Genomic DNA, 15,092 nt, shown 5'->3' with positions numbered 1-15,092 from the left:
GCAATCGAACAATTGAGTAATCAGCTAAACTTGGGATTTATGACCGCCGAAGAAGCCAAAAGTGCTATAGAGCAACTCAGTGCTAAAATCCGCCATTACAATCATCAGTACTACCAGAATAGTATTTCAGAAATTTCGGATTATGCGTTCGATCAGTTGTTAGAGCAACTCATTCAGCTAGAAGAACAGTATCCGCAGTATCGCTACCCCGATTCTCCGAGCCAACGCGTGGGTGGTACCATTACCAAAGATTTTGAGACGGTTTTCCATACTTATCCGATGCTCTCGCTGAGCAATACGTATTCTGAAGAAGAGCTAGCGGAATTTGACCAACGGGTAGCCAAAGCTCTGCCCGAGCAAGCGTATGAATATTTTTGTGAGTTAAAGTTTGACGGAGTAGCTATTAGTCTTCGCTACGAAAATGGCCTACTCACGCTGGCTGCTACTCGAGGCGATGGAGTGCGGGGCGATGATATTACGGCCAACGCCAAAACAATTCGCTCCCTTCCCTTACGAGTACAAGCTGAGAACTTGCCCCCCACGTTTGAAGTACGGGGTGAAGTATTTATGCCCCGCTCAGTTTTTGACCAGCTTAACCAAGAACGGGAAGCATCCGGCGAAGCTCTACTGGCTAACCCCCGAAACACTACTTCAGGAACGCTGAAAATGCAAGATTCTTCGCTGGTAGCCCAACGCAAACTAGACTGCTATCTGTATTCGCTCGCTACGGACGGTATTCATATTGAAACTCATCAAGAAGCTATCGCTTTGCTAGAAAAATGGGGATTTCAGGTGTCGCCTACTTACCGTAAGTGCCAGTCGGTTGAAGAGGTTTCTGCGTACATTAATGGTTGGGAAGAGAAACGCAGCGAGTTGCCCCTAGATACCGACGGTATTGTGATTAAGGTGAATAGCACCCAGCAGCAAAAACTGCTGGGCAGTACGGCTAAAAGTCCTCGCTGGGCTATTGCCTACAAATATAAAACCCAGAGTGCGGTTACTATTTTGCGCGATATTACGTACCAAGTGGGCCGTACTGGTGCCATTACTCCCGTAGCTAACCTAGAGCCGGTAGCTCTAGCGGGAACCATCGTTAAGCGAGCTTCACTGCACAACGCTAATGAGATTGAGCGGCTGGGCGTTCGCTACGGCGATACGGTTTCGGTGGAAAAAGGCGGAGAAATTATTCCGAAGATTACCGGGGTAGACATCAGCCAACGTTCCGCTCAAAGTCAGCCCATTCAATACGTAACCCATTGCCCGGAATGCAATACCTTACTAGTACGACAAGAGGGCGAAGCTGTACACTTTTGCCCCAACCAAGCGGGCTGTCCACCTCAAATAAAGGGACGTATTGAACATTTTATCCAGCGTAATGCGATGAATATCGATAGCATGGGTAAAGAAACGGTGGCTCTATTTTACGAACAGGGATTAGTAAAAAACGTAGCCAATTTGTACGCTCTATCGTTTGATGACATTTTTGCTTTGGAAGGGTTCAAGGAACAGGCTACCCAGAATATTTTAAGCGGAATTGAAGCCTCGAAGCAAATTTCTTTTCCTCGCGTGCTCTTTGCGTTAGGAATTCGCTACGTGGGACGCACTGTGGCAGAAAAGTTAGCCGAACACTTCGGGTCAGTTGATTCCTTAGCGATTGCTTCTCACGAACAACTGATTGAAGTGCCGGAAATTGGCGAGCGTATTGCTCAAAGTGTACTAGAATATTTTCGCGATACCGAAAATCAGCAGTTGGTGAATGAACTAAAACAGGCAGGCTTGCAGTTCAGCTTACAAATAAGCGACCAAACTCCTGAAAATCAGGTATTATCCGGCAAGACATTTGTGGTTTCTGGGGTATTTGAGCAACTTAGCCGAGAAGAAATTAAAGAAAAGATTAAGTTGCACGGGGGAAAAGTACTTTCATCGGTTTCTGCCAAACTAGATTTTTTGTTAGCTGGTACGAATATGGGTCCGGCTAAACGGAAGAAAGCAGAATCATTAGAAGTGCAGATTATCTCGGAAGAAGAATTTCTAGCGATGCTTGATTAATTTAAATGATTATCTAATGTGGTTCTTTACCAAGAAAATTATTGGCTTCCAACTGCCTAAATTGCTTAAGCAAAGTACAGTGAAACGCCAAACGGTAAATTACGAGAAAGCAGAACGTATTGGAGTATTAATTACGCTGGCTGATCATGAGAAGCAGAATACAGTAGATGATTTTATTGCTCATCTTTCGGCTGACCATAAGGAGGTGCAGGTGCTTTGCTACGACAAGCGCCGAGCCAGGAATAAGATATTTGGCTATCTTCAGTTTAGCGACCGAGATATATCAGCTTTTGGTAAGTTTAAAGCCGAACACCTTATCGATTTTGTCAACAGTCGCTTCGATTATTTGATTCATCTCGATACTGAGTCCAACCAAGTACTTGATAAGATTTTAACACTGAGTCAGGCTAAATGCCGGATTGGCTGCGATATTCCTGAACATCACCCCTACTATGAGCTTATGTTTCGCGCCGAAACACTTTACGACCTGTGCGAGCTAATTATGCGCTACGTTCGTATTGTATCAATTTCAGGGGAAAAGGAAGCCGAAGCTTCATAAAAAAAGCAACTCGTTGAAGAGTTGCTTTTACTTTCTAATCAGATTAGTATTGGCCTTTAGGAAGCTTTGTTCTTAATATCTTGAACCTCTACTCGAATCTCCTGGGCTAGGTTCTTCAAATCTTGCATACCTTTTCGTACTCGAGTACCGGCTGCCTGATTCTCTTTATCGTAGAATTTCTCGAAGTCACCTTCTAAAGACATTACTAAATCTCTTAATTCATCAAATCGTTTCATAGTTAGTTCAGTTGTGGACAAAAAAATTTAACAATTATGTGCCAATATAGCCAATATGGCTTAAAAACAATAAAAACTGCGAGATTTGTTACTATTCAAATGCTGCAGCAAGCTCGCTTGTATGGTAAACACCGGTCTCTAGTTTATGTTTAACATTTTCAAAAGCGGTTATTGTTTCTTCCACATCAGCCAGGGTGTGCATGGCAGTAGGAATAATTCTAAGCATGATTATATCTTTAGGCACTACAGGGTAGATAACCACCGAGCAGAAGATATTGAAGTTCTCACGAAGGTCGTACGCCAGTCCGGCAGCATCCACTATCTCACCTTTTAAAATAACCGGAGTCACTGGAGATTGGGTAGTACCAATATTGAACCCTCGCTCTCGGAAGCCCGATTGTAACGCTTTCACTACCGTCCAGAGCTTTTCCCGTAGCTCAGGGGTTTTCTTCAGCAACTCCAATCGCTTAAGCCCGCCTTCCACAAACGGCATCGGTAATGACTTAGCAAAAATCTGAGAACGAGTATTGTAGCGTAAGTACCGAATCACTGATGTGTCTCCGGCTACAAATGCCCCTATGCTAGCCATTGATTTAGCAAAGGTAGAAAAGTAGACATCAATGCCATCTTGCACACCCTGCGCTTCGCCCGCTCCGGCTCCGGTTGCCCCCATCGTACCAAACCCGTGGGCATCATCTACTAATAGCCGGAACTGGTATTTTTCTTTAAGCGCCACAATCTCTTGTAAAGCACCCATATTTCCCGACATACCGAACACGCCTTCGGTAATTACCAAAATACCGCCTCCGGTTTCATTAGCCAATCGGGTAGCTCGAACTAGCTGCTTTTCTAAATTCTCGACATCGTTGTGCGGAAACACGAATCGCTTACCCAAGTGGAGCCGTACTCCATCTACAATGCAAGCGTGCGACTCGGCATCGTACACAATAATATCTTTGCGATCTACCATTGCATCAATCACCGAAAGAATGCCTTGGTAGCCGTAGTTTAGTAGCATAGCATCTTCTTTCTTCACAAAAGTAGCCAGTTGCCGTTCTAACTCATCGTGCAAATCACTATTGCCCGACATCATGCGGGCACCCATCGGGTAGGCTAGTCCCCACTTCTCTGCCGATTTACGGTCAGCCTCTCGCACTTCAGGATGATTGGCTAACCCTAAGTAGTTATTTAAACTCCAAGTAAGCACTTCTTTCCCTCTAAACTTCATACGGGGCGCAATCTCACCTTCTAGCTTAGGGAACATGAAGTACCCTTCTTCAATCCCGGCGTGCTTGCCAAGCGGCCCCATATCTACCGTAAATTTTTCAAATAAATCCACTCGTATTTAATTTTAGCTTACTAATTGTATTTTTACGAAAACATATGATCGGGCAAATTTACCATTAATTACCTCTCATCCAATGTAGCTGCTCACATATTTCGCATTACAACTTATAATATTCATATAAAAGTTTAGTAATATATTATTTTTTATTGAATAATCTACCTATTCGTTATGAAATCTATTCGCCGTATCTTGATAGCCAACCGAGGAGAAATTGCCGTTCGTATTATACGTTCAGCCCGAGAGCTAGGCATTGAAACTGTGGCCGTATACAGTGATGCTGATCGCCTAGCACCCCACGTGCAATTAGCTGATTTTGCGGTAAATATCGGCCCGGCTCTTTCGGCTCAGTCGTATCTAAACATTCCAAACATCCTAAAAGCCTGTCAGCAAACGGAGGCTGATGCTATTCACCCTGGCTACGGTTTTCTGTCAGAAAATGCCGAATTCGCCCGACGAGTAGAGGAAGCAGGAATTATTTTCGTTGGCCCCAGCCCTTCAGCCATTAGTACGATGGGAAGTAAATTAGCGGCTAAAGCAGCCGTATCGGCATTTGATGTTCCGCTAGTACCAGGCACCGATAAACCCATTGAAAATGAAACCGAAGCAAAACAGATAGCCCGAAAGATCGGGTACCCGGTACTGATTAAAGCCAGTGCGGGTGGCGGCGGTAAAGGAATGCGGATTGTACACAGTGAAGACCAGTTAGCCGAGCAAATGGAGCGGGCCGTAAGCGAAGCTACCTCTGCCTTTGGCGATGGATCAGTATTTATTGAAAAATTCATCACTGCCCCCAAACACATCGAAATTCAGATTGTAGGCGACCAGCACGGCAATTATGCTTACCTGTTTGAGCGAGAGTGCTCTATTCAGCGTCGTTACCAAAAGGTAATTGAAGAAGCACCTTCAGCCATAGTTTCGGATAAGATGCGGGAGGCGATGGGACAAGCCGCCATTGAAGTGGCTCGAGCCTGCCAGTACGAAGGAGCCGGCACCGTAGAATTTGTGGTAGGCGACGACTTGAAGTTTTATTTTTTAGAAATGAACACCCGTTTGCAAGTAGAGCATCCAGTTACCGAACTAATTACGGGCGTAGATTTGGTGAAGGAGCAAATTCATATTGCTGAAGGGCATCCACTCTCTTTTTCTCAAGATGATCTCACTATTCGGGGACATGCCCTGGAAGTGCGGGTATACGCCGAAGACCCTACCAATAATTTCTTACCAGATACCGGAACCCTACAAACCTACCGTTGCCCTCAAGGTCCGGGCGTTCGAGTAGACGATGGTATTGAGCAAGGAATGGATATTTCGGTGTACTACGACCCCATGATTGCCAAACTAGTTACCTACGGGCAAGATCGGGAAGAGGCTATTGCCCGAATGCTACGTGCTATCGGCGAGTACCAAATTAGCGGAGTAGCCACTACCCTTCCCTTCTGCCGCTTTGTACTTCAGCATCCCGAGTTTATCTCCGGCCGATTTACCACCAAGTTTGTCGATGAATACTACCAACCGGAAAATCTAACCGAAGAGTTAACATCCGATGAACAAACATTGGCTGTGGCATTGGCCGGAAAACTTCTGCTAGAACAACAGCAACGTAGTAAACCGCTAGAACCTACCTTTTCTTCATCTGTTAATCGTTTTTGGAAAAGCAGAAGGTTTGAATAGTTCTACTCTCACATCATCGTCCAATAGAAAATAATGGCCGTTATAAAGCCCTTCCGGGGATGGCGCTACGCCCCCAAGTTAACAAATCAAATAAGTAGATTAATCTCCCCTCCATTTGATGTAGTGTCTTTCAAGCAGCGAGTGGCACTGTATCAAGAACCCTACAATAGCATTCACTTATCGGTACCCAAACCGGGCGACTCAGCTCAAAATACGGCTCAACTGCTCAGCCAATGGAAGACAGAAGGCGTACTACGACAAGACACATTGGCGGCACTCTATACTTATTATCAATGCTTTCAACTACCGGGGCTACCCAAATTCTTTTGCCGAAAAGGATTTATTGCCATGATTGAAGCGACTTTCTGGGAAGAAAATATTGTTCTCCGGCACGAAGACACTATTCCCAGCTCCGTAAATGACCGGGCTGACTTACTGGCGGCTACACAGCTGCACGCCAGCCCTACCCACGGTTTATACACTGATGCCGAACATCGCTTAGAACCTCTGATAGACCAAAGTATGACTCAGGTTATTTACGAAGCCGAAGACTATCAGGGAGTTCGAGATATGTTTGGAATGATTACTGACTCCCAAGTGATTCAGCAGTTTGTCAGTACGCTACGCGATAAGCCTATTATCCTGGCTGATGGGCACCACCGCTACGAAGGCTCACTCATTCATCGTCGGGCAAGTATGAAGAATAATCTAAGCCATACGGGGAAAGAAGGGTACAACTACCATATGATGTACCTGACTAATACCGAATCGGAGGATCTGGTAATTTTGCCCACCCACCGACTTATTAGTGATTTACCAAATATCACTACTGAAGCAGTGTTACAGAAAATAGCGGATTATTTTACTATCATACCAGTTGAGAATGGCTCGGATATTCCCGAGATTATTGCCGGAAAGCCGTGGACCTTCGGACTATTAATTGGCTCGGAATGCTACAAAATCCGACTAAAACCCGAGGCATTTTCCACGCTAGACTGGAATTTACACCCTGATGTAAAAGCATTAGAAACAGTAGTGCTACATCACTTTTTTATCGATAAAGTTTTAGGAATTCCTCAAAAGGAGCAGTCTCGCTCACCGCACATTCACTACGACCGTAGTTTTGCCAGTTGCTTTGCCAAAGCAGATCGCCAGGAAGTTCAAATGGCCTTAATCACCAATGGGGTCAGTATTGAAGAAGTTAAAAAGGTATGCTACAGCGGTAATGTTATGCCCCAGAAATCGACTTATTTTTACCCAAAAGCCATTGGCGGCTTTGTTTTTGGCTCTATTCACGATGATGAACTATAAACTTATTTTAGGATCACAATCGCCCCGGCGACAACAACTCATGCAGGAGTTAGGCTTTATTTTCACTACCCGGGTTATCAGTATTGACGAAGATTTTCCAGAGGATTTGGCGGTGGAACAAGTAGCTGAGTATTTAGCGATAGAAAAGGGCAAAGCTCACCTTGATTCCATTGCTGCTGACGAGCTGGTGATTACAGCCGATACTACCGTCGTAGTTGGGCAAGAGGTACTTAACAAACCTCTATCAGCGGAAGAAGCGCGCACAATGCTTAGAAAGCTCTCCGGGTGCTCGCACCACGTAATATCCGGAGTATGTCTAACCACCCAGCAGTGGCAACGTAGCTTTTCCGAGCAAACTATGGTTCATTTTGCTTCGCTCACTGCCGAAGAAATATCGTTTTACGTAGAAAAATATCAACCTCTGGATAAGGCCGGAGGATATGCTATTCAAGAGTGGATTGGCATGATTGGCATTAGCGGTATTGAGGGCTCTTACTTCAACGTGGTAGGCCTACCAGTTCATCAGCTCTACCAGACACTGAAAAAAGTAATTTTAAATAAAGGCTAGTGACTGGATAATTGCGGACGCCTTCTTTTAAAATTTGGGTCTTGTAAGCGTTTCTCAAAATTTTCTAGTGATTTTACCCATCCTTCTTGGTAACTAGCACTGACCGCCGATTTTAACTGAGAACCATAATCTGATATTTTAATAGCTTTCATAGTGTTTAGCATTTAGTAGTTAGAGACACATTTTGCTCCTATGCAATAGGTTTTATTATAAGTAGCTAGTAGTAACAAGGTCTCAACGCTCCAATTTTTGCACTCTTTTTTACTAGGAGTTAATTATTTAACAGGTAATAAGAAAAAATCATACCAGACCTTACATCTTTCGTCTTTCCACTTCTTGTTTAATATAACTTACCACAATACAATTAATATTATTTTACTTTATATTTAAATAGTTATAAATATTCAACTATAGCTATTGATCGCTGCAAAAAACCTAAAAAAACTTGATTATTTTTACTATAACCAGCTACTTTGTATTACATTGTACCTAACATTAGTTAGTACTTTGCGTATAGTAATGCAACCATTGTGTATAAACATGCATCTAACGGATAATCAAACTCAGGCTTATTGCATAATGAACCAACTTCCTAACTTCACGCTTACTGCTCAATCGGCTATTTCTCGCTTTTTAAATAGTAAAGAAGTTACCGATTTTCACTCTGCTATACATTATTTGCAACAGTTGCCAGCTACCCAAGAATGTGCATCTAATGATTTGCTACAGGTAGCGAAGGAAGGAGGAAGCCGATGTTCAAAAACTGCTTTACTAGTTGCTTTGGCCAAAGAAAATTTTTACCCAGATATAAAATTATCGCTTTGTACTTTTACTGAAAGTTATGAAGACAATACTCAAATTCAGCACTTATTGAAGAAGCACCAATTACCAGCATTACCCTCAACAGCTTGTTTTCTTAAATACCACGATGCGTTTTATTCACCACTGGGTGATATGCAGATAGAATCTTCCGCTATTCAGTCTGATATTGAAATTACTCCAATGCAGATTGGTAGTTTTACCCGACGCTATCGCCACCACTTTATTAAGCACTGGCTAATTTTAGAAAAATTACACCGAAACTGGACGGTAGATAAAATCAGGGAAATAAGACAGCAATGTCGTCAGATTTTAAATAATCAGGCGCAGTAAGCCAGCGAAGTTAACTTGTAGCTTTATAATGACAAAATGACATATAGTAAAATACTTTTGTCATTATTAAATAAGTTGGCACTCTTTTGGATAATAATTTATTAAGAAAACACATAACCAGCCTGCGGTAGGTAGGCGTGTTACTGAGCACAGTAACATCATAAATAGATTGCCTTGGAGTTGCCACTACAACTACCAGGGCTTTTTTTATGATGCAATAGTCGTCAGCTTCTCTTTAGTGAGTGGCTTGAAAGCGTACTCAGATACCGACGAATATGCCATAGATTTTTTTCGATCAGACTCACTTATTGAGCTACTGAGCATACTAATTTTTGTAGTCGGGTGTTTATTCCAGAAGGCCTCTTCGTAGCGTTCTATAAATTCGTGCCCATCCATTTCGGGCATGTTAATATCTACAAAGATTAAATCGGGAAAGTGATTCTCTTCTTCGCACTTTCGTAAATAATCCAGTGCTTCCCAGCCGCTTTCTTTAATTTCGTAACTTTTAATAAAATCTACTTTACCCAGTACTGCTTCTACGGTAAAGTTATTGATTTCATCATCATCAATAAGTAAGACTCGAACCATATACAGATAATTAAGACAGTAGCAACAACTAAAGATTAAAATTAGTTGATATAGTTTCCTTTTAAAAATAAAATGCTTCTCTAGATTGAGGATTAGATGTAATACTTTACACCATTTACGTAAATCCATCTATATTTTTCGAGAAAATTACTCATTGAGCGAAAGAAAAACCAGATTATAAACATATACTATATGCATATTTTGCTATAAATTAATATTTTTCGTTATCCGCAAGATGAAATTCGCCTTTATGGTTGGTGTAAGTTTCTTTAGCTATTAAATATTTACATAAAGCGCACGTATGAGTTCTACCTTCCATCTATTTACAGTTGCTATTAAAACAGATCAGATAGTGATATTTCTTCTACGTATTTGTTAAGAATGCTCCGATGTTCGTAGCTGGCAATACTAATAACTTTGTTACCAATCCGGTTGTACATCACTTCCACAAAAAAATCATCAATATGGTATAAGGTAATACGGAACTGACTGTAGGTACGATCTGCCACATAAGTTCCGTAGTCCCATAAGTACTGGGCTTTATCATAAAACGACAGATCATCGAAATCGCTCAAGTTTAACATGACCTTCTGGTTAAAAGAACATAATCTTGTGAATTTAACGATGATTTACTAGCAAGGGAAAACGTAGCCTCTCATTACCTTACATAAGTAAGAATAGACTTTTTTAGTACTAACTAGACGATAGGTTACTGAGCCCAACAATAGGCTAGGCTATGCCCCCTCCTCTTTCGTCAAAAGTCCTCAACTTTTTGCCTGAGTGCTTCATGTAAAATTACTGGTACTAATAGTCATTTGTTGGTGGAGGTAGAATTAGGTAAATTGATTACAGGTGATTTATTTATGATAGTACAATTTGTTTGCTATATTTGAGAGGGAGGAATAGAAGTCGCAGATTGTATTTATTGTCTCCGTCGCTGCTGTTACTTTTTTGTAATTTTGAGAAGAATAGACCACCTCGTTACGCGCTCTGATACTCTGCGTGGCGTAGTTAAAGCTATTTTATGAATAATATATAGTAGACGAAATTACCTGAGTTTAGACCATGTGTTGTACTTTGCTGAGGTGAGTATTAGGTTGAGGGAAAAATGATAATTAGTACCCTTCAAACTACCAAAAACTTAGCCATAGCCGCATGCATAGTTTGCTATTTTTTAACTCTCAACATTCGCGTACTTTCCTGTTACTCATCATGGGAATAGATGCCACACTACTGGCTGGAAGTTTTTTCTTGTATGCTACCACTGCTCCTCACTATTTGCTAGTTGTTGCAATACTAAGCTGGTGGATACTACTACTGCTCACCCACCAGTGTCAGCCCGATGATATGAAATTTCCTAGAATTGTTGGCAGCACTACTATGGTAGGCGCTGGTCATATTTCTTTTATGATAATCATCTGTGTGGTTAATCAAAAGGTGAGCTACATTTCGCCACTGATATACCTTATTTTACTGTTTTTCGTATCTCGTGTCGCTATTTTCACTGTCTTACATAAGTTACATTATTATGCGCGTACTATTACCCACAATACTCTACGCTTTGTTATAATTGGCGATAAAGACGCCACCATTAGTAAGCTGCTACATAACTATTTATTACAGAGCGAAGCGAAGTTTGTAGGATACGTAGACGTAGTAAGCGTAGAGCACGCGAAACCAGACGATCTACTGGAGCTTTACCAAAAATTTTTAGCGAGAAGGGTGAGTCATATCTATTGTACACTACCGCTGCCCCGGTGGACAACCCACGTCAATAAATTACAGCAACTGGCTGACGATCATTTTATATACTTTCACTGGCTGTCTGATTCTAGCTCCGAAGACTCTTCAAAACAGCATCTAGATTTCAAAATGAAAAACCTCATGGTATATACTCCTCATAAATAACTATACTACTCTATGATACTTACAATCAATTTTCATGATGGTGGATAATCGGACAAGAGAAAAGACCCTACTTTAGTAGAAGTGACTAGCCTAGCTATTCTGCATGAACTAAGCAGTGAAATTAATTAACCTTGCACTAACCCTAATTTATGAGCACTATTTCCTCTCCAACCACAATTACGTCTACTCTTCGTGCATTAGACATGGAGAAAGAACGTGTTATTTTAATCCTTACCCCCGATTTAAATAATATCTGTGGAGTTGCTGGCTACTTCAATACGCTAAGTTTACATCATGGCCCCTTCAAGGTAGAATACTTCGAGATTAATAAGGCACATAAAGAAGGAAAGGTAGCCAAACTGTTCAGAATGGCTTTCAACTACCTTCAATTTACTATTAAGATTCTTACCAACTCCTACGAGCTGGTGCATATCAACCCATCGTTTAATAAGCGCTCGTTTCTGCGAGACACTGTTTTTTGCGGGATTTGCCTACTCTTTAGGAAGAAAATTGTGGTACTATTTCACGGTTGGGAAGATGATTTTGAAAAAAGGGTGCGAACCAATAAAGTATATCGATTTCTATTTCGGCATACATTCATGAAGGCAGCTAATTACGTGGTACTAAGCTCCATTTTTAAGGATAAGTTAGCTAGCCTAGGAGTTGTGCCATCTTCTCGGTTTTGGATTAATACTACCGCCGCCACCCCACCACAAACACTTAGCCTTTCTAAAAAACTAGATGTGTACCAGCCAGACGAAATACACCTGCTCTTTATCGCCCGAATTGTAAAGGGAAAAGGAATGTATATTGCTGTAGATGCTTTTGAGCAAGTGAAAAAGAAAGTACCTGATTGCAACCTCCATTTGCATATTGCAGGAGAAGGTAATGAGCTGGCTAGTGTTAAGGATTACGTGAGAGGACTAGACTATCAAAACATTCACTTTCACGGATATGTGCTCAGCCAAGAAAAAGACCGTCTTTTCATGTCCTCCGATATTATGCTGTTCCCTACCTTCTATCCCGAAGGACTACCTACGTCTATCATGGAGGGGATGATGTACGGATTACCGATTGTATCGCGCAGTAATGCGGGCATACCCGATGTAGTTGAACACGAAATAAATGGCTTCCTTTCTGAGAGTAAAGATCCCTCCGTATTTGCCGCTTTCCTTCATAAGATTATCACCTCACCGGAGCTTTACAAACGAATTGCTCAGGCTAACCACCTAAAGGCAATAAATAATTTTTCTAGTCAGCACGTTAAGCAGCGTATCCTGAGCGTGTATCAAGAGGTAATTGATAATTAACTATCAAAATCAGAAGTAAGATTAGCTACCGTTTCTAACAGCTTGGTATCGATCTCCTCGAAGGCTCCTTACCTCACTCGATATTTCCGAACTCATTTGATCTAGTATAACATTCCAGGTATACTTTTCACAGGCTAATTTGTAGCCAGCTTCTCCGTATGTCTGGCACTTCTCTTCGTTGCCAAGCAGCGAGATTAAGGCTCGGCTAATCTGATAAACACTTCCGTCGGTGATAATACCTGATACTCCGTCTTGTATGGTAAAGCTATTAGACCCAATATTACTAGTTACGATAGGAAGCCGGTAGTACATCGCTTCTACGAACACAATACCAAACGTTTCTACAATAGAAGGCATACAAAAAATGCTAGCCTGCTCATAATAGCTCTTTAATACATCTAGCGGTACTCGCTCTACGGCATAACAACCTTCCACGTCGGCCACGGGAGGTTTGGAGCCAACAATATTGAGGGTGGCCTCCGGATAATGCTTTCGGGCAATTTTAAAAGCTTCAATAAGTACCCATCCTCCCTTTAGCTCCCAGCGATCGCCGACAAAAAGGATGTTTTTGGCCCAATATTTTGAGGTATTGATGGTAGCTGGAACCGAAATATTGCCACCGCACCCTACTTCTACAACGTTTCTTTCATCTATACCATACTGATGCACCAGCGACTGTTTGGTATGATTTCCCATTACGAATATTTTGCGAGTATTCTGGTACAACTCCGTTTCCCGAGCGTGGTACATGTCAGACTTAACCAAACGGCTCGGTGCTAAGCTCAGCGTAGGATAAAAGAAATTACATAAGTTAGTATGGTCAGTATAAATAAAATGTGGCAACCCGTGCAACTCAAAATCATAGATTGACTGGGTTTGCAGAGAAAATACGTACTGACTTATATCTATATTTTTTTCTAGATGATTCTTAAAAAAGTCAAAAATATAGAGTGTGCTTACAAAAAAACGTCTTGCTTCTCTAATTTTCCTTCGTCCTAAAATAAAGTCAGCTCCGTATTCCTTTACGAAGTGAAAAATATTTAAGAATAATATAACTTTGTTTTTCCGCAATACGTCATACATCTCCAGATCATGCACCGGATAGTCAGGAAAAGAATCTTGTAATTTATCCTTCAACACAGCATTTACCATAGAAAAGCTACCTGCATGAATAAATAAAATTTTCTGAACACTCATTCAGTCAGTATTTATGATAACCCCACGGTTATTAGTTTTCCACAAGAGGTTAATTGTACAATTGAAGGTAAGCTTGGGTCATTGTGTCAAGCGTAAAGCTTGCCTCTATTCTTTCTCTTCCTGCTTTTCCCATAGCCAGTGCTATTGGTGAATGATCAAGTAAATACACTATTTTTTCTTTTAGATCGTGGGGATCGCGCTGCTGGCAAATCAATCCGGTTATCTGGTCCAATACTAGTTCAGTAGTACCTCCAGCATCGGTCGCGATTACCGGTTTGCTTAGTGCCATGTATTCCATAACCGAATTGGGAATTCCTTCTCCGTGCATTCGGTGGTCAGTAATTAGCACCCCAACATTAAATATATTAACTACTGCTTCAATATCCGCGATTCTTCCGGTAAAAATAATTTTTTCTTCATTTTCATACATTTTAGATAGTCCCGCCAAGTCTTTTCCATCTCCTATTGCCATAAAAGTAACATCGTATCGATGCTCCAGCACATACTGAGCAGCTTTTAGGTAGGTGCTATAATCTTTAGCTCCCCGGAAGCTGGCCACCATGCCCACTACGTAGGTGGTAGTTATACCAAACCGGCGACGTACCTCAGAAGCATCGGGTAAATGATCGAAGCGGGCTAGGTCAATACCGTTGGGAATACAGTAGCTTTTCTGAGACGGGGCATTGTATGCTTTTATACCTGCTTCCGAATTGCTGATGATAGCATCAGAGAGTGGAAAAGAAAGCTTTAGGTGCCACCACCGACTGCTAAATGGTTTAACTGCCCAAGGAGCATCCGCAATAATAGCATTAATAAACTGAGCCTTACTCGATAATACGGTAGGTAATAGGAACACCGAGGCAACCGAAGACCAACTCTGAATAATATCAGGGTTAAATTTTTTGATGACCCGATAAAGCTTGTAAAATATCGTAAAATCTTTTTTTCCTCTCCGAGGAAGAAAGACAGTTTGAATAGCTAAATGGTGTACCTCTTCGTATTCTACTAAATTAGATAAGATGACAAGACAAACCGATATTGTTTCGTTGTTCTCTAATCCCTTCAGTAACTCCAACAGTCGGCGTTCTTTTCCGCCCGCCACCATAGTATCTACAATAATAATAATCTTGGTAACTGTTGGCTTTGAGCTCATACAAAATGATACACTAGTTTCGGGTAGCAATAGTTAGAAACC

General features: G+C 41.6%; 14 protein-coding genes. 8 read left to right on the top strand and 6 right to left on the bottom strand.

What is annotated here, in order from left to right:
- Positions 1-39: 39 nt before the first annotated feature.
- Positions 40-2,049, top strand: a complete 2,010-nt coding sequence (gene ligA, locus P0M28_RS23370; protein WP_302205570.1) for an NAD-dependent DNA ligase LigA — start codon at positions 40-42, stop codon at positions 2,047-2,049.
- A gap of 16 nt (positions 2,050-2,065) precedes the next feature.
- Complete coding sequence (locus P0M28_RS23365) at positions 2,066-2,608, top strand: DUF6913 domain-containing protein (RefSeq protein WP_302205569.1); 543 nt, start codon at positions 2,066-2,068, stop codon at positions 2,606-2,608.
- A 56-nt stretch (positions 2,609-2,664) separates the two neighbouring features.
- On the opposite strand, the gene P0M28_RS23360 is transcribed toward P0M28_RS23365, so the two are convergent.
- Together P0M28_RS23360 and P0M28_RS23355 are read right to left on the bottom strand one after the other, a co-directional pair.
- On the bottom strand, positions 2,665-2,844 hold the full coding sequence (locus P0M28_RS23360; protein WP_302205567.1) for a BF3379 family histone-like protein: 180 nt from the start codon (positions 2,842-2,844) through the stop codon (positions 2,665-2,667).
- Positions 2,845-2,935: 91 nt separating this feature from the next.
- Positions 2,936-4,183: an aminotransferase class I/II-fold pyridoxal phosphate-dependent enzyme gene (locus tag P0M28_RS23355; RefSeq protein ID WP_302205565.1), complete on the bottom strand. Its 1,248-nt coding sequence runs from the start codon at positions 4,181-4,183 to the stop codon at positions 2,936-2,938.
- Positions 4,184-4,360: 177 nt separating this feature from the next.
- On the opposite strand from P0M28_RS23355, the gene accC reads away from it, so the two are divergent.
- The 4 genes from accC to P0M28_RS23335 all read left to right on the top strand — a co-directional run bounded on the left by accC (position 4,361) and on the right by P0M28_RS23335 (position 8,894).
- Positions 4,361-5,863: an acetyl-CoA carboxylase biotin carboxylase subunit gene (accC, locus tag P0M28_RS23350; RefSeq protein WP_302205564.1), complete on the top strand. Its 1,503-nt coding sequence runs from the start codon at positions 4,361-4,363 to the stop codon at positions 5,861-5,863.
- Positions 5,864-5,896: 33 nt separating this feature from the next.
- The gene (locus tag P0M28_RS23345; protein ID WP_302205561.1) at positions 5,897-7,174 is read left to right on the top strand and encodes a DUF1015 domain-containing protein; all 1,278 of its coding nucleotides are present in this window, start codon (positions 5,897-5,899) and stop codon (positions 7,172-7,174) included.
- On the top strand, positions 7,161-7,742 hold the full coding sequence (locus P0M28_RS23340; protein ID WP_302205559.1) for a Maf family nucleotide pyrophosphatase: 582 nt from the start codon (positions 7,161-7,163) through the stop codon (positions 7,740-7,742). Before P0M28_RS23345 ends, P0M28_RS23340 begins: the two co-directional genes overlap by 14 nt.
- A gap of 579 nt (positions 7,743-8,321) precedes the next feature.
- Complete coding sequence (locus tag P0M28_RS23335) at positions 8,322-8,894, top strand: hypothetical protein (protein ID WP_302205557.1); 573 nt, start codon at positions 8,322-8,324, stop codon at positions 8,892-8,894.
- A 207-nt stretch (positions 8,895-9,101) separates the two neighbouring features.
- Here P0M28_RS23335 and P0M28_RS23330 read toward each other — a convergent pair whose 3' ends face one another.
- On the bottom strand, positions 9,102-9,482 hold the full coding sequence (locus P0M28_RS23330; RefSeq protein ID WP_302205555.1) for a response regulator: 381 nt from the start codon (positions 9,480-9,482) through the stop codon (positions 9,102-9,104).
- 335 nt (positions 9,483-9,817) lie between these two features.
- Positions 9,818-10,066 (bottom strand): hypothetical protein, encoded by a 249-nt coding sequence (locus P0M28_RS23325; RefSeq protein ID WP_302205553.1) that lies wholly within the window; start codon positions 10,064-10,066, stop codon positions 9,818-9,820.
- A gap of 571 nt (positions 10,067-10,637) precedes the next feature.
- Here P0M28_RS23325 and P0M28_RS23320 point away from each other — a divergent pair.
- On the top strand, positions 10,638-11,390 hold the full coding sequence (locus P0M28_RS23320) for a hypothetical protein (RefSeq protein WP_302205551.1): 753 nt from the start codon (positions 10,638-10,640) through the stop codon (positions 11,388-11,390).
- Positions 11,391-11,539: 149 nt separating this feature from the next.
- A complete protein-coding gene (locus tag P0M28_RS23315) occupies positions 11,540-12,700 on the top strand; it encodes a glycosyltransferase family 4 protein (protein WP_302205549.1) in 1,161 nt (386 codons plus the stop codon).
- Positions 12,701-12,721: 21 nt separating this feature from the next.
- Here the strand turns inward: P0M28_RS23315 and P0M28_RS23310 are convergent, their stop codons facing one another.
- Entirely contained in the window at positions 12,722-13,897 is a 1,176-nt protein-coding gene (locus P0M28_RS23310) for a glycosyltransferase family 4 protein (protein ID WP_302205547.1), read from the bottom strand.
- A 49-nt stretch (positions 13,898-13,946) separates the two neighbouring features.
- Positions 13,947-15,050, bottom strand: coding sequence for a glycosyltransferase (locus tag P0M28_RS23305; RefSeq protein WP_302205545.1), 1,104 nt, complete (start codon positions 15,048-15,050; stop codon positions 13,947-13,949).
- Between the last annotated feature and the right edge of the window lie 42 nt (positions 15,051-15,092).

The sequence above is a fragment of the Tunicatimonas pelagia genome (genome assembly GCF_030506325.1).
Lineage (GTDB): Bacteria > Bacteroidota > Bacteroidia > Cytophagales > Cyclobacteriaceae > Tunicatimonas > Tunicatimonas pelagia.
Note: the sequence above shows the minus strand (reverse complement) of the source record. Positions and strands in the feature narration are given on the sequence as shown.

What these genes read in the sequence shown, in the direction of transcription:
- P0M28_RS23340 (WP_302205559.1), top strand. Translation starts at nt 7,161, where the DNA reads ATGATGAACTATAAACTTATTTTAGGATCACAATCGCCCCGGCGACAA.
- P0M28_RS23310 (WP_302205547.1), bottom strand. Translation starts at nt 13,897, where the DNA reads ATGAGTGTTCAGAAAATTTTATTTATTCATGCAGGTAGCTTTTCTATG.
- P0M28_RS23335 (WP_302205557.1), top strand. Translation starts at nt 8,322, where the DNA reads ATGAACCAACTTCCTAACTTCACGCTTACTGCTCAATCGGCTATTTCT.
- accC (WP_302205564.1), top strand. Translation starts at nt 4,361, where the DNA reads ATGAAATCTATTCGCCGTATCTTGATAGCCAACCGAGGAGAAATTGCC.
- P0M28_RS23305 (WP_302205545.1), bottom strand. Translation starts at nt 15,050, where the DNA reads ATGAGCTCAAAGCCAACAGTTACCAAGATTATTATTATTGTAGATACT.
- P0M28_RS23315 (WP_302205549.1), top strand. Translation starts at nt 11,540, where the DNA reads ATGAGCACTATTTCCTCTCCAACCACAATTACGTCTACTCTTCGTGCA.
- P0M28_RS23320 (WP_302205551.1), top strand. Translation starts at nt 10,638, where the DNA reads ATGCATAGTTTGCTATTTTTTAACTCTCAACATTCGCGTACTTTCCTG.
- P0M28_RS23365 (WP_302205569.1), top strand. Translation starts at nt 2,066, where the DNA reads ATGTGGTTCTTTACCAAGAAAATTATTGGCTTCCAACTGCCTAAATTG.
- P0M28_RS23345 (WP_302205561.1), top strand. Translation starts at nt 5,897, where the DNA reads ATGGCCGTTATAAAGCCCTTCCGGGGATGGCGCTACGCCCCCAAGTTA.
- P0M28_RS23360 (WP_302205567.1), bottom strand. Translation starts at nt 2,844, where the DNA reads ATGAAACGATTTGATGAATTAAGAGATTTAGTAATGTCTTTAGAAGGT.
- P0M28_RS23330 (WP_302205555.1), bottom strand. Translation starts at nt 9,482, where the DNA reads ATGGTTCGAGTCTTACTTATTGATGATGATGAAATCAATAACTTTACC.
- ligA (WP_302205570.1), top strand. Translation starts at nt 40, where the DNA reads ATGACCGCCGAAGAAGCCAAAAGTGCTATAGAGCAACTCAGTGCTAAA.
- P0M28_RS23325 (WP_302205553.1), bottom strand. Translation starts at nt 10,066, where the DNA reads ATGTTAAACTTGAGCGATTTCGATGATCTGTCGTTTTATGATAAAGCC.